Annotated in this window: 15 protein-coding genes, 1 tRNA gene and 1 pseudogene; 1 reads left to right on the forward strand and 16 read right to left on the reverse strand. The window is 31.7% G+C overall.

The window, feature by feature from the left end:
• Positions 1 to 3: 3 nt before the first annotated feature.
• The 6 genes and pseudogenes from Q0870_RS08275 to Q0870_RS08300 form a co-directional block, all read right to left on the reverse strand.
• On the reverse strand, positions 4 to 1686 hold the full coding sequence (locus tag Q0870_RS08275; RefSeq protein ID WP_298554373.1) for a hypothetical protein: 1683 nt from the start codon (positions 1684 to 1686) through the stop codon (positions 4 to 6).
• Positions 1683 to 3263, reverse strand: coding sequence for a hypothetical protein (locus Q0870_RS08280; protein ID WP_298554375.1), 1581 nt, complete (start codon positions 3261 to 3263; stop codon positions 1683 to 1685). The genes Q0870_RS08275 and Q0870_RS08280 overlap by 4 nt, the downstream gene beginning before the upstream one ends.
• A gap of 259 nt (positions 3264 to 3522) precedes the next feature.
• Positions 3523 to 3595 (reverse strand) — tRNA-Met (locus Q0870_RS08285).
• Positions 3596 to 3721: 126 nt separating this feature from the next.
• Positions 3722 to 3892: pseudogene (locus Q0870_RS08290) on the reverse strand (CPXCG motif-containing cysteine-rich protein); the annotation flags it as partial.
• Between the two features lie 75 nt (positions 3893 to 3967).
• Positions 3968 to 4792, reverse strand: a complete 825-nt coding sequence (locus tag Q0870_RS08295) for a Two component regulator three Y domain protein (RefSeq protein ID WP_298554377.1) — start codon at positions 4790 to 4792, stop codon at positions 3968 to 3970.
• Positions 4793 to 4889: 97 nt separating this feature from the next.
• Positions 4890 to 6800, reverse strand: a complete 1911-nt coding sequence (locus Q0870_RS08300) for an ABC-F family ATP-binding cassette domain-containing protein (protein ID WP_298554380.1) — start codon at positions 6798 to 6800, stop codon at positions 4890 to 4892.
• A gap of 85 nt (positions 6801 to 6885) precedes the next feature.
• Between Q0870_RS08300 and Q0870_RS08305 the strand changes: the two genes are divergently transcribed.
• A complete protein-coding gene (locus tag Q0870_RS08305; RefSeq protein WP_298554383.1) occupies positions 6886 to 7269 on the forward strand; it encodes a DUF983 domain-containing protein in 384 nt (127 codons plus the stop codon).
• 69 nt (positions 7270 to 7338) lie between these two features.
• Here the strand turns inward: Q0870_RS08305 and Q0870_RS08310 are convergent, their stop codons facing one another.
• The 10 genes from Q0870_RS08310 to Q0870_RS08355 all read right to left on the reverse strand — a co-directional run bounded on the left by Q0870_RS08310 (position 7339) and on the right by Q0870_RS08355 (position 19712).
• On the reverse strand, positions 7339 to 8379 hold the full coding sequence (locus Q0870_RS08310; protein WP_298554386.1) for an FAD-binding oxidoreductase: 1041 nt from the start codon (positions 8377 to 8379) through the stop codon (positions 7339 to 7341).
• Between the two features lie 138 nt (positions 8380 to 8517).
• Positions 8518 to 9408 carry a gliding motility protein GldN gene (gene gldN / locus Q0870_RS08315; RefSeq protein ID WP_298554389.1) on the reverse strand — a complete coding sequence of 297 codons (891 nt, stop codon included), beginning with the start codon at positions 9406 to 9408 and terminating at the stop codon, positions 8518 to 8520.
• Between the two features lie 68 nt (positions 9409 to 9476).
• Complete coding sequence (gene gldM / locus Q0870_RS08320; RefSeq protein ID WP_298554392.1) at positions 9477 to 11042, reverse strand: gliding motility protein GldM; 1566 nt, start codon at positions 11040 to 11042, stop codon at positions 9477 to 9479.
• Positions 11043 to 11089: 47 nt separating this feature from the next.
• Positions 11090 to 11725 carry a gliding motility protein GldL gene (gene gldL / locus Q0870_RS08325; protein ID WP_298554395.1) on the reverse strand — a complete coding sequence of 212 codons (636 nt, stop codon included), beginning with the start codon at positions 11723 to 11725 and terminating at the stop codon, positions 11090 to 11092.
• Between the two features lie 85 nt (positions 11726 to 11810).
• Entirely contained in the window at positions 11811 to 13184 is a 1374-nt protein-coding gene (gene gldK, locus Q0870_RS08330; protein WP_298554622.1) for a gliding motility lipoprotein GldK, read from the reverse strand.
• Positions 13185 to 13342: 158 nt separating this feature from the next.
• Complete coding sequence (locus Q0870_RS08335) at positions 13343 to 14509, reverse strand: formimidoylglutamase (RefSeq protein ID WP_298554398.1); 1167 nt, start codon at positions 14507 to 14509, stop codon at positions 13343 to 13345.
• A gap of 6 nt (positions 14510 to 14515) precedes the next feature.
• Positions 14516 to 17023 carry a type I DNA topoisomerase gene (gene topA, locus Q0870_RS08340; protein WP_298554401.1) on the reverse strand — a complete coding sequence of 836 codons (2508 nt, stop codon included), beginning with the start codon at positions 17021 to 17023 and terminating at the stop codon, positions 14516 to 14518.
• A gap of 123 nt (positions 17024 to 17146) precedes the next feature.
• Positions 17147 to 17917, reverse strand: a complete 771-nt coding sequence (locus Q0870_RS08345; RefSeq protein WP_298554404.1) for a hypothetical protein — start codon at positions 17915 to 17917, stop codon at positions 17147 to 17149.
• A gap of 109 nt (positions 17918 to 18026) precedes the next feature.
• The gene (locus Q0870_RS08350) at positions 18027 to 19271 is read right to left on the reverse strand and encodes a hypothetical protein (RefSeq protein WP_298554407.1); all 1245 of its coding nucleotides are present in this window, start codon (positions 19269 to 19271) and stop codon (positions 18027 to 18029) included.
• A 12-nt stretch (positions 19272 to 19283) separates the two neighbouring features.
• Positions 19284 to 19712: a hypothetical protein gene (locus Q0870_RS08355; protein ID WP_298554410.1), complete on the reverse strand. Its 429-nt coding sequence runs from the start codon at positions 19710 to 19712 to the stop codon at positions 19284 to 19286.
• Between the last annotated feature and the right edge of the window lie 151 nt (positions 19713 to 19863).

Genomic DNA, 19863 nt, shown 5'->3' on the forward strand with positions numbered 1-19863 from the left:
CTATTATTTTGTTGAGACTTCTTGCTTCATAAAAACACGCCAAGTTAAAGGAAAAGGTTGGCTTTTATAATGCCTGCTTGCAACGTGTGCTACAATATCGAAACTGTGCTTAAAAATTTTAAAATCCTTTTCTAATCCAAAGAGTTCCATTTCTGATACCATTTCTTTTTTGTATTCTTCAGCATCTTCATAAAGGGTCAAAGAATGTTTTAGGGTTCCTTCCTCATGACTATAATCTTGAACGCAAATTTTATCTTCCATTTCTTCAAGTGGAAACCAGATTTGCAAATTCAAATCAGCAAAAAGGTCGTTAATTATCTTACGAATAAACTGATATAAGTCTTCTTGATTTAAAATTAAAGCATACTCTGCCAAAATAGGTACTATCATAGAAGATTCAATTTCACAGTCTTCATCTCCATTATGGATATCTACAAGCTTGTCATAATTTTTTCTAAATAATGGAAAGAATTTTTCTATCCTATATCTGTCATCAAAACCCATAGTGATGGATGTTATCCATTTTTTTGCTGGATCAAAATTTCGAGTAAAATATAATAAGTTAAGTGCTAGTGCTATCTCCACACTATGCGAATCGTATTCTGGATATTTTGAAGGTGGATTATTCTCTATAAATAAACATAGTGCATTACTAATTGAGAGCGCACTATTATAATATTTTTGAGCTTCTTCCTTACGGTCCTCGCGATAATGAATTCTATATTCTTGTATTTCACTTAATCCAATGGTCGCTATTATTCCGATTTCTTCCCAAACATTAAGACTATATTCTAAACTATTTCTACTGTATTTATAGAGGCTATGCTCAGTTCTATAATGCATCGCAGCTTTGTTAAAGTAATTCACTCCGATTATTCTTCGTAGAAGATGAATTTTATAAAACTCTTGTCTCACAAAAGTCTTTTCCATATGTCCGCCTTGCTGAATAAATTGCCAAACGAGTATTAAACTTCTCTCGCTTGCAAAAATTGACGGTTTTAAGTTTTCGTTATCCTGAGACCATTTGTAAATTATATTTAAACACAACCTAACGAGTCTAAGTTTTTTCAATATCTGTCTCTTCTGCTTCGATTGTTTCTCTAAAATTTGACCAATCAGCACATAAAAATGTTGTAAATTATAATCAGGTAATTCTAAAAACACTAAGGATTTTCTTAATAAGGACTGATACTCCTGTGGAAATAATTTTTCCTTTACCAAATAATCGTCAAGCATTGCGCTTATTTCTCCTGTTCCCCAAAAATCATATTCAACTTTATCCGTAGTATTTAAATCTACATATTGCGTCCAATCAATTAATACATTTTGATTAATGACTCCATTTGTGCATACAATTATTTTAATAGGTAACTTTTTTAAGCGAGTTGTAAGTGATGTGGTTATATAAGTATCTTTTATTTGATTCAATGTAGAACGGATTGCGTTTACATCTCCATCCCAAGTTGTTCGGGTTAGATTACCTTGCTTTACTGCAAACAAAAACACTTTTTTTATTCCATCATCTGAATCTATACCCACAGCTGAAATATCCACACCAAATTGCCGACCTCTCATTGGTCTTGAAATGGTTGTAAATTTCATTCCAACTAAAAGATCAGTCAATAAGGTGTCTAACTCCTTATCCTCCTTTAATAGTTTTATATATTCGCTGAGTAAAAACCTCATTGTCGTCTTTTAAAATTTTGCCATAATAATCTTTCCTTTTTTTGACCAATAGGGTCTATGAATTCGCCTCTTGGCATTTCCCCTTTATGCGAAACAACTCCTGGTGTCATCCTTTCGGTATATTCCCCATTGTACTTTGTAAATGAAGATGCTCCAGCTCTGTAATGAAGATTCTTAAATAAACCACGTAGCGGTGAACTATTATCTTCAGTTTCCTTATACATCTTCCTGAATTTTTTATTCTGGATTTTGTCGTAATGCATTAGTCGTCCCTCAGATGGTGCAAATTCTTTCAGAACCTTTAGGTCTGAATAAGCTTTATATTTATTTTCGCCTTCCTCAATAATATCTTTAATTATTTTTTTAAGTTTTCTGCTGGCGGTTTTCTTTTTTAGGTTTAAAAATTCTATTGTAGAATAATAATTAAATATAAAATGGTCAATAAACAAATCTGCCAAAAAAGGAACCACCTCTTTATTATCTACTTTTTGTTCTAGTATTGAATATACTAATGATAATGAAGTGTCTTTATCATAGACGAAAGCCAAAATTTTATAGGTTATAAATTCGATATCATAATCAGAAAGATCTTTTAACACATCTTCAGAAAGTGTTAACCCTAAAAGATTTCTCATATATCTAGCACCATTCATTTCGAAAATGGCAATATGAAAATTAGGATTGTCTTTATTTAACCAGTTGGTGTAGAGCTTTTGAAAATCAGGATAAAAATCATCGCAAAGTGTATTTATTAAATGACTGAAGTATTCTATTTTTCTTGCATTTTCAAGACTCATATCTATCCAATCCGTAATAAAACCAACTACTATGCTTAAATTTGTTTTGGCTACATTTTCTAAGCGATATGCCAAGTGATTATAAGCACCTGCATGTTCAAGGTCTATGTGAAGTAATAATGGAAGATATTTTTCAAATAGTTTCATTTCCTTTTCTAAATTTAGATTATGGTCTAAAAAGTAAATGAGTTCTAGTTGAATGCCGATAGTTTTTACACTAGACAGTTTATCTATAATAGCATCAGCATTTTTTAAAACCTTTCTTTTAATTCTAACAGCAAAGAAAATTGATGGCCAAGACTCGGCTAATGCTTCAGTATTTGCAATATCATTAAATTGTTTCTCAATCCAACTGATAAAGGTTTTTGGTGTTGCTTTATCTAACAAATCTATCTTGGCTATAGATTGTATGCCAATTCTGCTTAAACTTATCTCAGCATTGCTCATTAAGCTTTTGATTTTAGTAATTGCAAACTTTTGGTCCGATTTATATAAGCCAGAGATAATATCTGTTAGAGAATCATACAAATATGGATTCTGAGCTTCCAAAATCTTAGAATAAATTTCCTTACCAAAAGAGGCGTTACTTTTTGATTCATTCTCTAAGGCTATTCTAAGATCTCTATGAGCGTAATTATTTTCTAACTTTTTTAATAAAGCCGGTAATGCTTCAATAAATAGGCTTCTATCAACTTTACTAATATCCTTACAAAAATCCTTATACTCCTTCCACCAATTATCTGGCTCTTTGTTATTTAATAAGTCTTGTAGAAATTGCAAATGAAAAGAATTAAATTTTTGACTAAAGTTAAAAAAGTATAGAAGCGAATTAGAAAAATTGTAAGGTATTTTTAATATTAATTCGCAATTCTTCAATTTTCATAGAAAAATATAGTTTAAATTTTATTTCATATACTAAATGAAATCAAACTAAATCAAATACTATTTAGCAGAAGATAAACAGCTAAATTCTGTACTTATTCTGTATTATGTGAAATAAAAAAGCCTTTCAATTTCTTGAAAGGCTTGGTTTTACTAGTAGCGGGAACTGGACTCGAACCAGTGACCTTCGGGTTATGAGCCCGACGAGCTACCTACTGCTCTATCCCGCGATTTAATCTTATAATAATTTACTTAGCTTTTAACTTTCGGTTCATAATGCCGACCAAATTATTTAGGACTGCAAATATACGTTGTTTTTTATGTTTCAACAAGCATAAATTTACAAAATATTATTGCTAAATGTTATTTACCTGAAACACTGTTAATTCTAAATTTACAATTTGAACTATTACTTGAATAGGGTTACAACACACTTCGCAATCTTCAATATAAGATTGATTGTAAATTGAATTATCCAGTAACATAGAAATCGTTTCCCAACAATATGGACATGTAAAATAATGCTCTACCTTACTATAAAATTAAAAAAACCATCATAAATATGATGGCTTCTTCATTAACTAGTTTTATAAAAACTTTATTTACTCTTTTTCAATATCCATAGTTGCTGTTGCATTTTGTAATTCTAAAAGCATTAACGTTGGTGGGTTTTTACCAGAAACACTAATATACTCTTGATTTAAATTATTATCACTTACCATCATAGTATTTAACTTTGTTAAATTCATAAACTCTTTTGGTAAATCTCCTGTGAATTTATTTGTTGACAACAACAATTCTTCTAAATCTTTCAATTGGGCTATTTCTGCAGGAATCTCACCATCCATTTTATTATCCATCAAACTTAACTTTTGTAATTTTGATAAAGCATAAATTTCATTTGGAATTTGACCAGTTAAAAAGTTACTTCCTAACAAAAGTTCTTTTAAATTGGTTAAACTCATTAATGAACTAGGTATTTCTCCAGTAAACTGATTACTGTATAATTTTAAAGATTCAAGGTTTTTTAACTCACCTAACTCTGAAGGAATATTTCCTTCAAATCTATTCATAAATAATTCAAGTGATTTCAGTTCTTTTAAGTTACTTAAAGATATAGGGAGTTTGCCCTGTAATTTATTAAATCCTAAGTTTAAAACTTTTAAACTCGAAAGACTACCAATTTCTTGAGGTAGCTCTCCATTTAAGTTATTAAATTGTAAATTTATTTCTATTACTCTATCGTTTTCAATTTTAACACCATACCATTTATCAACAGATGTATTTAAATCCCATGAGGAATTCCATTCTGCACCATTGGTTGCATTATATAAGGTGATTAAAGCATCTTTATCAGAAGAAGAAACATTAGCAAAGGCATACGCCGTAACTAAGAAACAAATGGCTAATAATTTTAAAGACTTCATTTTTGGTCAAATTTGGGATTAATTCTTGCACGAATATAAGCCGAAATCAGATTAAAAACTATTTTTATCGATGAAATACATTAAATTTTAACATTTTTTAATCGACAAACTGCTCTATTTCTAGTTGAATGACCTCCCATTTACTCATTAAACCTTGCAAATCTGTTTTCATTTTCTGATAATTATCGAAGAAATTTGGTTTAGATGTTGCCTCTTCATAATTAATCTCAAGTTCTAAATCAATCTTTTTAATATCACTTTCAAGCTGATTAATTTTAGATTCCACATTACTCAACTTGTTATTTAATGATTTTATTTTTTTCTGGTCTTCATAAGACTGTTGTTTCTTAACTTTTGGAGCGTCTTTAACAACAGTACGTTTTTCTACTTCACGCAAATTTTCAACTTTACGTTGATCTAAGTAATAATCAATATCACCTAAATACTCCTTTAGTTTATGATCTTTAAATTCATAAACAAGATTAGTTAAACCTTGGAGAAAATCACGATCATGTGAAACAAGAATTAATGTGCCCTCAAAACGTTTTAATGCTTCTTTCAAAACATTCTTAGATTTAATATCCAAGTGGTTCGTTGGCTCATCCATAATAAGCACGTTAAAAGGTTGCAACATTAATTTAGCTAATGCTAATCGATTTCGCTCACCTCCAGATAAAACACGTACGTATTTTTCAACCTCATCACCTCTAAATAAAAAAGACCCTAAAATATCTCTAACTTTACTTCTATTAGTTTCATTAGCTGCATCAATCATGGTATCTAAAACGGTTTTATTACCGTCAAGATATTCCGCTTGATTTTGCGCGAAATAACCAATCTTTACATTGTGTCCCAATTTTAAATGACCATTGTATTTTATATCACCGACTATAATTTTTGCCAATGTTGATTTTCCTTGCCCGTTTTGTCCTACAAATGCAGTTTTACTATCTCGCTCTATAAGTAAATTAATATCTTTTAAAACTTGATTATCACCATAATTTTTTGACACTTTTTCAGCCTCAACCACAACTTTACCTGGTGTTATAGAAACTGGAAAATTAAGAGTCATTACACTGTTATCATCTTCATCAACTTCAATTCTATCAATCTTATCAAGTTTTTTAATAAGTGATTGAGCCATGGTAGCTTTTGATGCCTTAGCACGAAACTTTTCAATTAATTTTTCGGTCTGCTCAATTTGCTTTTGTTGATTTTTTTGAGATGCCAATTGCTGCGTTCTTAATTCTTCACGTAGCACTAAATATTTTGTATATGGTTTAGGATAATCATAAATACGTCCAAGAGAAATTTCAATAGTTCTATTAGTTACGTTATCTAAAAACATTTTATCATGGGATACAATAGCAACTGCACCAGTATAATTTCTCAAAAAACTTTCCAACCAAATAATAGATTCAATATCCAAGTGGTTAGTAGGCTCATCTAAAAGTAAAATATCGTTGTTTTGCAGCAATAATTTAGCCAACTCAATACGCATACGCCAGCCACCAGAAAAGGTATCTGTGAGCTTATCAAAATCTTCTCGTTTAAAACCTAAGCCTTGAAGTATTTTTTCTGTATCACCTTGATAGTTATAGCCGCCTTGAATTTCATATTGATGCTGAAGTTCATTTATATCAATCATTAGTTGATTATAACTTTCACTTTCATAATCCGTACGTTCTGCCATTTGAGTATTAACGGCCTCCATTTTAGTCTCTAATTCTTTAATTTCAACAAAGGCTTCGTAAGATTCTTCTAAAACGGTTCTGCCAAAAATAAAATCAATATCCTGTTTTAAAAATCCAATTTTAAGTTCTTTATCTGCTGCAATTTGACCCGTATCAGGTTCCATTTCTTTCGATAAAATTTTAAGCATAGTCGATTTACCCGCTCCATTCTTTCCAATAAGCCCGATTCTATCACCATTACCTAATTTGAAGGTTATGTCTTCAAATAGGTATTCTCCTTGAAATGAAATCGATAAATTATGAATGTTCATCATAGAAATGTAACTTTTATCACAATGCAATATTATTAAATTGGTACTTTTGCGCTGTAATTGCGGATGCAAAAGTACATTAAATTATATGTTTAAAAAAGGAACAAAATTATATAGTATTTTTTTGGGTACATGTCCCAAATGTCATGAAGAATCCATGTTTAAAAACAAAAATCCCTATGTACTCTCGGAGGCATTAAGTATGAATGAAAAATGCTCTAACTGTAATACCAAATACAAAATCGAGCCATCATTTTTCTATGGTTCCATGTATGTAAGCTACCCTGTGGGTATTGCATTTGCCACTGCAGCATTCGTCATTTCCTTTTTCATATTTAAGGCAAGTTTAGCAACTGTATTTATTGCTATAGTAGCAACTTTAATAATATGCTTACCCATAATTTTAAGGCTTTCAAGAAACATTTGGATTAACTTTTTTATGAGTTATGATAAAACTTTGGCAAAAAAATAAGTTTTGGGCGTTAACCAAAAAAGGCCAGGGTTTATGTTGCAATCCCTAACGTAAGTTCATCTCAACTTTCTAGTAAAATCGATTAATATCAATTTCTTTATCAAGAAACTCGTTGTTTTCAATGAAATTATAGAGTTGCTTAGCAACATACGGACCAATCATAACACCACGAGTTCCTAATCCGTTTAACACAAATACATTCTTATAGTCATGATGTTCTCCCACCAAAGGCCTTCTATCTTTTACCGTTGGTCTTATACCAGTTACTTGATTTACAACTTTAAATGGACAATTAATAAGCTTTACAAGCTTGCCTAAAAGTTCATCCTTAGCTTTATCTGTAACATTATGACTTAAATCCTTCCATTCATATGTTGCTCCAACAATATACAAATCATCACCAAGCGGAATCAAAAATACTCCAGCTTTTAAAACATAATCAATTTTTAAATCTGGCGCATATATAGTAAGTAACTCGCCTTTTGCAGGGTTCAATGGCAACGTATTAAAGTATGGATTATACTTTATACCAGAACCTTCAGCAAAAACAATATACTTTGCATTTATATTTTGATAAATAACAGTGCTGTCTTGTAATTGTAAATCATTATAAGCAAACTGAGATTCAAATAATAAGTTAACTTTTAATAAGTCTGACTTATAAGCTTCAATCATAGTTTTTACATCAATTCTACCCGTTTCTAAAACCTCACCAAAACCAAAAGGAGCGTCAATGCCATCATTATCATTCTTTTTAATTTCAGTAGAAAGGTATCTTGAAAGCAAAGGCTTATCTGAGGCTGCAAACCAATCATTTTGCTCTTCAAGAGAAGCAAATTTTCTATAAACCGGAATTTTATAATCTAGCTTTACCTTTAGCCTATTTTCAATATTTGTATAAACAGGCAGTGCCATTTCTATTTGCTCTGTACTTCTCCAAACGGATGTAAAACGTTTTAACACCACAGGATTATACAAACCACCAGCTACTGTTGATGATTGCTGAGAGGCATCATCAAACACTATAAAGGTTTTACCAGATTCTCTTAATTGCTCGCAAAAACTAACTCCTGCAATTCCAACACCAACTATAATATAATCTACTTGCATAATTACTTGCGAAGATAGTTACATTATATTATTTAATAGGTTTTCGACTGCATTCAACCAAAAATCTTTCGCTGTTTAAACAAAAAAAAACGCCCACTTAAAAAGTGAGCGTTTAATTTAATTATAGATTATTATGGCTTAATATGTCCACATGTCTAATTCAAAATCTCTAATCTTATCCTTGATTCTTTCAGATTCAAGCAATTGCATTAAAGCATTTTGAGACACATATTCTGATATAGCTCTATCTCCTTGTACATTTTCTTCTCTAAAAATGTAGCCTTGAAAACGTCTTGCATTCAACACGTGATCAAAAGAAAACGGCATAGAACTATTTGAATTGTTAAAAGATTTTGCTTCGTGTAGCACCTCTCTAGCATCTGGGAAGAATATCCAAAACAAAGGCACTAAATCAGGTTCAGAGTCATCAATAAAGTTAACATCTGGAGCTACAGGAGCAATTCCTAACAATCTGTATTTCATTTCTGCTTGGCGTTTATCAAAATACCAAAGACCTTTTATGTGGTACTCTTGAATATCTGCAGCAGTAATATCTCTTTGATTAATATACTCAGCAGATAATTCTTCACCTGCATTTATTTGTTCAATACCTAATTCTGTAGTATCAACCATTTTTAAAGCAGACTCAATATCTTTCAAAGTACGTTTAGTAGTAAAATAAGAATCATCATAAATATTTTTGATTTTTCCGTTTTTAATGTTCTTCATAAGTACATCATATAATGATCTTCTATCACTACCAATATTGTTTGTATCAATTGGATAGTAAAGCGGAAAATTAGCACGCTCATCAAGCACAACTTTTTCCCAAACCATTTTAGAAAACAGAATATCTCTATCGTCTACATAGCCATATTCTAAAGGCTTATCATTGTCAACTGCCTTTTGAGCCTCAGTTCTTACACCTATTTCATCAGGACTTTTAGCATTAAGTATATTCGCTTGAGCAAATAGACTTGATACTGTAAAAACAGTAGCAACGGTTAATAAAAAACTTTTTACGTTCATCTTAATTTTATTTTACATTCTAATTATTAGAGATAGCCTTAAGTTAAGACTATCTCTAATAATTTATTTTAATTTGTAAGCTCTACAAAAACAGGTGATACTTTTTTAAGTATTACACTTACACCACTCGCTTTTGCTTCAATATCAAATATTTGAACTCCAGATCCACGTTTAGCTTTTGCTAAAGCTTTTTGAGCTCTACTATCTAACTTGTTTCCTTTAACATTTATTGTTGGTTGTCCTGGAACTTTAAATTTAAATCCAGAGACACGTAATGGTAATTCAAAATCGAAATCATCAAATTTAGCTCCAACAGTAGAAATTTTAAGGCTATTACGTTGCATTTTTATTGCACCATCTTCTCCTCTTATTGTTCCTGTTGGTTTTGGCAAATCTTTAATTCTAAATTTAGCATTATCACTTACTTTACCTCCATCTGGTAATGTACCAGTTACGTTAATAGTTACTTCTCTACCTTGTATTCTTGTAGCATCCATAACATATCTGCTTCCTCCTGATCTAGATAAACCTTGAGCACTAGCAGTTACTTTATTATCTGGAACACCAGCAAATGAAATAGTCATTGGGTTTTTAACACCTCTATAAACTACATTCATTTTATCAGCAGAAATTGTTGCTGCATTTGGTTTTGCAACCGTAGCAAATGATGATTTTACAGGTACTTCAATTTCCTCACCATCTTGAGCAAAGATTAATTTACCCTCAATTTTATGTTCTCCAACACCACCAGTACCTATTAATAATTTTACTTTACCATCTTCAATAGCATATTGCTTTTCGGTAAGCTTTCTACCATCTAGTGTTAACTCAACTCTACTTGGTTTTGTTGATGCATCTTTACGACCTAATACAATTTGTCCATCAAATTTCTCACCATTAAAGTAAGCAGATTTAGATGTTTCCATTAAGGTTGTATAATTAGTCATAGACACTTCATTACCAAGTGCATTTCCTAACATACTTGACAATACTTCAGATTCAGTAGTCTTAATATCTGACTGAAGTTGAGTCATTTTAGTTAAAGAGGCTACTAAAGGAAATCCTTTGTAGTGATAATCTAACCAATCTTTTGGCTTAACTTCTCCAGTAACTTTAATAGGATCAGTGTTAAATCTCTTATCAAGGTCTTTAATTACAGATTCCATTCCTTTTTCGTCAGCAAGTATTTTAGATACTCCTTCTCTAAAGGTTTTCATTTGCTTTAAAAATTCTTGACCATCTTCTTTAATCTTGTCTCCTTTAAAGAAATGTTCGTCAAGATAATCGCCTTTATCCATAATCTCATAATCTGTAGGATCATCGATTTTAGCAGTCATTTTACCTTTTAAATCTGTTAAATAAGCATCAAAATTATGCGCTAGTTTATCAATTTGATCTGCTTTAGCTTTTAAAGGCTTGTATTTTTCTGGTTGATCTTCAGCTTTCACTTCTAAACTTGCAACAAAACTAGCATTTCTAGCTTCAGTTGCTTCATTAGATTCCGTAAGCTTTTCGTTCATTAATCCGAAGGCCGATAGCACTTCTTTTGACATATTTAAAGCTAGCATTGCTATAAATATTAAATACATCAGATTAATCATCTTTTGTCTTGGTGATAAATTTCCTCCTGCCATTTATAATTAGGTTTTTGGTTAATATTGAATTTGGGATTACCCCCTAATTATTTATTCATTGCAGATAACATTCCACCATACACACCATTTAATGATGATAAGTTAGACGCTAAAGATTGCATTTGTTCTTTTAATTTCGCAGCATTCTCAACAGATTCTTCATTAACTGCTTGTTGCTTAGTTGCGTTATCTAACTGTACCTTGTATAAACTGTTTAAAGATTCCATTTGAGCAGCAGCTAATGATAATTCCTCACCATATTTTTTAGATGCTTCAACAGAATCAACTGTAGATGACATGTTTTTAGCAGCACCTTCGAAACCTCTGATGCTTTCTCCTAAACTTTCGATTAATTCGCCATCAATCTTAGCTTCTTTTAATAAGTTATCTAATTTTTGAGATAACATACCTTGTACATCTTCTTTTCCATCTTTGCTGATTGATTGTCCTCCAGCTAATTCTGGATATACTAAAGACCAATCTAAATCATCATCAACAGGTTCAAACGCTGATAATGCAAATATAATTGCCTCTGTTACAAGACCAATAGTTAACATTACGTTACCTGTTAAAGGTCCAATTTCAAAGTGAATAATTTTGAATAATGCACCAACGATTACAATTGCTGCTCCTAGGCCATAGGCCATATTCATGAATTTTTTGTTTGCTTTTGACTTTGCCATAATTTTCGGTTTTTAATTTAAGTAGGTTTTCTTTTTTACTTAAGTAGGTTAATTAATAGTGTTTATTATTGATTTGGATTAAAAATTATTTCTTACCGCTGCTTGTTACTTGTGTCCCCATATAATCTTGCACGGTTCTGAATCCTATATAACTCCTTGCAGAATCTGCATATTCGTAATCTCTAGAACTCACTTGTAAAAAGTAAGCTACATCTTTCCATGAGCCTCCTCTTACTATTTTTCGTTTATTGTCTGAATCATTAACACTTGGGTTAATACTTGATGTATATTCATAAGATGAAGGATCATAAGATGCATTCACCCATTCTGACACATTACCAGCCATGTTATATAAATTATAATCATTCGGGTCATAAGATTTAGCTTCAACAGTATATAAAGCCTGATCTGCTGCATAATCACCTCTTACTGGCTTAAAGTTTGCCATAAAGCACCCTCTATCACTTTTAGTATAAGGTCCACCCCATGGGTAAGTTGCTGCCTGCAAACCACCTCTAGCAGAATACTCCCACTCCGCTTCTGATGGTAATCTAAACGTATTTACCATTTGAGCTCCTTTTTTTGCTTTTTGGTAAGAGTTTTTGTTGATTGTTCTCCACTCACAAAATGCTTTGGCTTGTTTCCAAGTAACACCTACAACTGGATAATCGCTATAAGCATCGTGCCAGAAGTAATCATTATGCATAGGTTCGTTATAAGAATATGCAAAATCTCTAATCCAAACTGTAGTGTCTGGGTAGATTTCTAATTCTTCTTTAATAATAACATCTTTACGTTTTACACCTCTACTTCTTGCTGCCTCTTGAATATCCATATGGCTGTATTGAAATTTAAATTTCGTAACATCCCAAGTACGTTGTCCGTTATAAGACTCTTCTAAAGGTAAATACATCGTATCCATAACCTCGGCATAGTATTCATCCAAGTATTCTGAAGTATCATATATTAAATCAACATCTTTATTGATTTTTCTTCCTTCGTAACCTGTTGGTCCTAAACCTGTATAGTTATCATACATGTATTTTTCGTAAACTGTCATGTTTTCAGGGTCAGCATCACTAAAAGCATATTCACCAATAGTACCCTCATCTGCAGGGGTTAGTCCAACCTCATCAGCTAGTACTGCCAATTTCATTCTTACAATTGAGTCTCTTACCCAATTAACAAATTGACGGTATTCGCTATTTGTTATTTCAGTTGCATCCATATAAATGGCTCTAACAGTAACTGTTTTTGATGGTGCATCATTTACACCAGCAAGATCATCATCTGCTTTACCCATTATAAATGCTCCGCCCGGAATAAGTTCCATACCATAAGGCTTTTCTGGATGCCATTTTTTTCCTTGTACACCTACTAGTTCGCCTCTATCTTTAGAGCCGCAACTTGCAAGCATTGCAAATACAGTGGTTAATAATATAAACTTCTTAATATCCATAGAAAACTTGAGGTTAATTATTTTAAGCTTCATTTTTGAGAGCGTAAACATATTTATATATTTTTAATAAAACAACTTTTTATCTAAAAAAATAACATTTCATCGTAAAAAAACAGCATTTCAACGATAAAAATGGTAGTTCAGCTAAACTTGACATTTTACACACTATTCTTTTGTAGCGCTTTATACCAGCGATCTGGCAACTTATTATTGCAGGCATCTAAATAATCTTTATGCATGCATGGTAATAACGTATGTCTTTTCAATTTATTATTGACTTCTGATAAAAAAGGAATTTCAATCCACCATCTTCCTGTTTTATTACTTTTATAAAATATCAATTCCTCTGACTCTACCAACGTAATATATTTTTGATAGTTTCTATCATCTGAAAAATCGTCATCCTTTACTCTATAGTTAACGCCTTCAATAAAGTACCACAATATTTGGGCAACTAACATAGATGTAAGAGCGTCATCCTTTGATGGTTTATATTCATATATTCCAAATGATGACACTTTATTACTTATACCAGCATAACGAGCAATAGCGCAAATCTCTTTTCCATCTAAACCATTGGGTGAGTACTTTTGCCTCAAACTTACCTCTCCTCCTTTTACAGATGTTAAATCTATACTTACAATATTGGCGTCTCTTAAAACAGGCTCAACCATTGTAACGTCATTTGAAACTTCTCCTAATCGATAAGACTCAAAATATAAATTATCCATCAAATCTATTTCTTCTTGCGAATTAAAATAGGTTTGATAACCAATAGCGGCATAATTGAAAAGATTATATGGCTGATCTAAAATAATTTTCCCTACAAAACTATTATTTTTTATTGGTTTTGTAGAATCTCCAAGATTAAACTGAGCATCAACATTTACAATATTAACCATAGGAACTAAATCATCATAAGCTCTATAATTAGCATATGTTAAATCTTGTGAACCCCCTAGAATTAACGGAATAATATTTTTCTTAACCAATATGACTATAACTTCTCGTAAAGCAAAATAAGTATCTTCAATACTTTCTCCTTTATTAATATCACCTAAATCTGCTACTTGGATATTCCAACTACCAGGAAAAAGACCGTAAAAGGATTTTCTTATTTCATTAAGTTGAAATTCTTCACCAATATAATTGATATCATTTCTGTTTTCTAAAACGCCAAGAATAGCAATATTAACACCCTCTAAATCTGGAATACCATGTTGAGCGGAGTGAATTTTTAGTTTTCTACCTAGTGCTTGAGCAGATAATAGCTCGTTATGTGCTAAAACCGAATCTGAAACTGGTGATAAAAAATTAAAGTTCATGTATTATTATTTCTTCTTAGCTGGCGCTTTCTTTTTTGCGGTGGTTTTTCTTTTAGTAGCTTTCTTCTTAGGTGTATTAGCTTCAATAATGGCTTTCGCTTCTTCTAAAGTCATTTCAGAAACATCAACGGTTTTAGCAAGCTCAACTTTTATTTTTCCTTTTAAAACATTATGCCTTCCCCAACGTGCTTTTTCAACACGAATACCTTCATCTTCCCAATTATGAATTACCTTGTCAATCTCCTTTTGGATTTTGACTTCAATCAATTCAACAATATCTTCATCTGATAAGTTATCCCAATCGTATTTCTTATTTACATTAATAAACATATTGTTCCATTTAATAAATGGTCCAAAACGCCCTTTACCTTTTTGCACTGGCAAATCTTTATACATATATATTGGCGCGTCTGCTTTTTGTTTTTCTTTTATTAAAACAATAGCATCATCTAACTCTACACTTAAAGGGTCTGTTCCTCTTGGAAGTGATACAAAGGCATCTCCAAATTTCACATAAGGTCCAAAACGCCCATTATTTACCAATATTTCCTCACCTTCATAATTACCTAAATTTTTAGGAAGTTGGAATAAATCCATGGCTTCTTCATAGGTAATTGAATTTAATTGTTGATCTGGGCTTAAACTAGCAAATTGTGGTTTCTCCTCATCATCAACAGTACCTATTTGTACCATTGGTCCAAACTTACCTAAGCGCACACTTACTCGTCTACCAGTTTTAGGATCTTCTCCTAAAATACGCTCACCAGATTCTCTATCAGCATTTTCTTTTACATCTTCAACGACCGGATGAAAGCCTTTATAAAAATCTTTCATCATTTTAGTCCAATTTTCATTGCCTTCGGCTATATCATCAAAATCAGCCTCTACTTTCGCAGTGAAATTATAATCTAAAATTTGCTCAAAATGATTTACTAAAAAATCGGTTACAATCATTCCAATATCGGTAGGAACTAATTTTCCTTTATCTGAACCTACTTTTTCACTTAAGGTTTTATCTTTTACAGCACCTAGTTGCAATGTCAATTGCGAATAATTACGCTCTTCACCTTCTACGGTACCTTTCTCAACATAATTTCTGTTTTGAATAGTTGAAATAGTTGGCGCATAAGTTGACGGACGACCAATACCCAATTCTTCTAACTTCTTAACTAAAGAAGCCTCAGTATATCTTGCTGGCGGACGCGTGTAACGCTCGGTAGCTGTAATATAGTTGTTAAGTAAATTTTCATTCGTTTTCATTGCTGGTAGCATACCATCTTGCTCAACATTTTCATCATCTGTACCTTCAAGGTATACTTTTAAAAACCCGTCAAAAGTGATAACTTCTCCATTTGCAGTAAACGTTTCCTTATGTGTTGAAGCACTAATTTTTACATTAGTACGCTCTAATTCTGCTTCGCTCATTTGCGATGCAATAGCTCGTTTCCAGATTAAATCGTACAAGCGCGCTTGATCTCTATCAATAGCTACAGAATGTGTGGCGAAATTTGTTGGGCGAATAGCCTCATGTGCTTCTTGAGCTCCTTTAGCTTTGCCTTTATAGTTTCTTGATTTACTATATTTATCACCATAAGCATTTTTAATTTCTGCCTCTGCTCCTTTTTTAGCTTCATCAGATAAGTTGACACTATCTGTTCTCATATAAGTAATTAAACCAGCCTCATAAAGGCGTTGTGCCATAGTCATGGTTTTACTTACTGAAAAATATAATTTACGCGATGCTTCTTGTTGTAACGTTGACGTTGTAAATGGTGCAGCAGGCGATTTTTTTGCAGGTTTCTTTGTTAAATCTGAAACTTTAAAATCTGCTGAAGCATTTTGTTCTAAGAATTTTTGAGCTTCTGCTTTAGTTGAAAAATTCTTTGGAAGTTTGGCTTTAAACGTTTGCCCGTCTTCATTTGAGAATTCTGCGTCAATTCTGTAAGAGCCTATTGGCGTAAAATCTTGAATATCCCTTTCCTTTTCAACAATTAGCCTTACAGAAACAGATTGTACTCGACCCGCAGATAAACCACCTTTTACTTTTCTCCAAAGTACTGGAGATAGTTCATAACCAACAATTCTATCTAGAACACGTCGTGCTTGTTGTGCATCTACCAAATCGTAGTCAATACCTCTAGGGTTTTCTATTGCTTTTAAAATAGCTGCTTTTGTAATTTCATGAAAAACAATACGTTTTGTTTTGTCTTTTTCAAGTTTTAAAGTTTCTGCTAAATGCCATGCAATAGCCTCTCCCTCTCGGTCTTCATCACTTGCCAACCAAACCATTTCTGCTTTTTTAGCTAAGTCTTTCAGTTTTTTTACAACTGCTTTTTTATCTTTTGAAACTTCGTATTTTGGTTTAAAATCACCATCAACATCTACCCCTAATTCCTTGGAAGGTAAATCGGCAATATGCCCAAAACTAGATTCTACTTTAAAATCTTTTCCTAGAAATTTTTCAATGGTTTTTGCCTTAGCAGGTGACTCTACTATCACTAAATTCTTCGCCATACTTCATTTTTTGAAGCTACAAATGTATATCAAAAAAAGTTTATCTGTAGCATTTTATAGATTATCTGTGTATTATTTAAATAAAAAGACCTGCTTTTAACATTTTAAAAGTAAGCTTTTCTATTAAAAATCTGAATCGTCTTTTATTCCTATTTTCTCAATTTCATTGTTACTTTCAAAACCTACTACTTCCATATAAATAAAAAAAACAGGCAAATAAACTATAGACATAGTAAACAGAACACCTATCCCACAAGCTATAATACCTAACATTCCTATAACACCAGTAACAAACATAGTCCCAAAAGTAATAAGCCATTTTTTATTACCAAGCTTAAAACTTGCTTTAACAATTTCCATCTCACTTAAATCTGGATTATTAGCAAAAATAACAGTAAAATAAGACAGTGGCACAAACACATAAATATAAGGTATTATAAACAAGAATTGAGCTACCACAGCAATCCCCGTATGAATTATACCTAACATTAATAATTTGGAAAAATACTGTTTATTTAAAAAATAAAAATAATCATCTACTACATTTCCCCCTAAAACATGTTGCTTGCAAATTCTATAAAATGCTGCTACAAAGGCCATGGTCATCATACTTACTAAAATGGTCTGCGGAATACTATAAATTATAGTTTCTGAATAAAAACTATAAAAAGAATCAAAATCAAAATCATTAAAAATAAAATTCTGCTTTGGAGCTAAACCTATTAATGAGAATAAGATATTTGTTCCAATTGCTACAACAATAATTAGCAAAATAGTTAAAAGACCTTTAAGCCAAACTTTTTTAAATAGCTCTATGATACTATCAAATAAGCTACTAAAAACCAAGTCTTCAGCATTCTCTATCTTTTTTTCTAAACTATGGAATGAATTCATAATGGTTTGGATGTTTTAAAAGCAAGTATTATTGTTTTCTAAATTCGTTACAATTATACATAAAAAAAATCTGCCCGAAGGCAGATTTCAAAAACAACATTAGCTATGTTTAGTTTAGTTTGAATTGGCTAATAAGCCCAATGTTGTTTTCCAAATATTCGTATTGATAAATTACATTTCCTCCTATCATTATTAAACTATTTTCCAAAGGAATAACATCTTTAGCTTGAATATCTTTCAATGAATTTATTAGTTTTAAATCATCAGGAGTTTCTCGGTCAAACAGTTTTAAACCAGCTGTACCATCACAAACGTAAAGTGTGTTATCTTTAATTCCTAAACCATAAGGGTTTTCCAAATCATACCTGGCAGCTAACTTGGGGTTTGCTTTATCGCTAATATCAATAACCTCTAAGATACTTTCAAGTTGCCCACATAAGTTACCTCCTCTTAAGGTTAAATAAGCATAATCTCCATCAACAACCACAGGATCACAACCTTCCCAATGTGTAAACTCAGAAACAAATTCTGGAGATGATGGATTAACCAAATCATAAATATACATGCCATTTGTGCTTCCAAGATATAAATACCCTTCAGCTTGAAACATGGTTTCTATATTCCAACCTGCATATTGAGTATCAGTAAGAACTGGTTTCTCCAAATTCTGAATATTAAAAATAGCCATCTCATAATTTCCAACCGCATATAAATAGTTGTCTACAATTTGAAAACGTGCTAAAGAACCTCCTATCCCGGTAGCAGACTCAGCACCAGAACTTAAAACTGCCACATCATTAAAAACAACATCAATTTGGTGGTCATCAACTTTTTTGCGGCGTTCAGTAGTTAATGTCCACCCCACAACAATTTGATCTTCAAAATCAACTCCTTTAAAATCCACATCATCAGCTTCAATAGGAATGTCATAATCATACACATTAAAAACATCTTCCAAACGCTCAACAATAAACACATTGTTAATATCAGAAAGATCAAAAACAACTAAGTCCGTAGCACTATCTGCATACAAAAAACCATTTTTAACCGACATATCCTCATTCCCAGGAATTTCAATAAACTTAATTGCTTTTGGTGATTCTGGGTTCGAATTATCAATAACATGAATACCAGAATCCACATCACCAACAAAAATATAATCCTGATACACATAAATTTTACCAGGCTCTTCAATGGTTTTAGGCACAGCGACTTTTACCGAACTTCTAAAAGCAGATTTGCTCATTAACTGCGGTGTTGCAACTTGTACAAATTCATAATCGTCGTCATCATTTTTATCACAGGATAAAGCGACAATTAGTATTAAGGACAAAAAAAGGTATTTCAATTTCATAGGTAGGTGTTTTTAGTATTTATAATTTAAAGAAGACTCAAAGCCTTCAATATGCAATATTATTTCATTGCTTCCATTAATTTGTAGAGATGCTAAATCAAATGAAATCGTTCTTTCAAAATAAGCTAAACACAATTCATCATTTATTAACTGAAGCTTTAAATAACGCTGTTCTGGCGATGATTCTGCAATTGCTCCTGAATCTACTAAATTAAACACCCAAGTATTTCCATCACAGCCAGAAGCACCTAATTCAACATTCAAGCAATCATCGGTTATTTCAGCATTTATAAATTCGAAAGAAGATGATTCAAAGTTTTCATATAGATTCTCATTAATAACAACTCGATAATCACATAAGTCACTAGAAATATTTGGTTCGTCTACATCTTCGCATAGTATGTTCATAGAACAAAACATAATAACTATTGCAAAAGACATTTTTTTAAGCAGAATTCTCATTTGAGACAAGTTTGTTATAACATAGATACATAAACCCTATTAAGGTTGCGTTAATTTTTAAAATAAATTCAAAATTTAATAACAAAAACCAAACTGCCACTTTGTCATAAAATATAAATAAATTGTATCT

Origin of the sequence: uncultured Algibacter sp. (assembly GCF_947487575.1) — a bacterium.
Lineage (GTDB): Bacteria > Bacteroidota > Bacteroidia > Flavobacteriales > Flavobacteriaceae > Algibacter_B.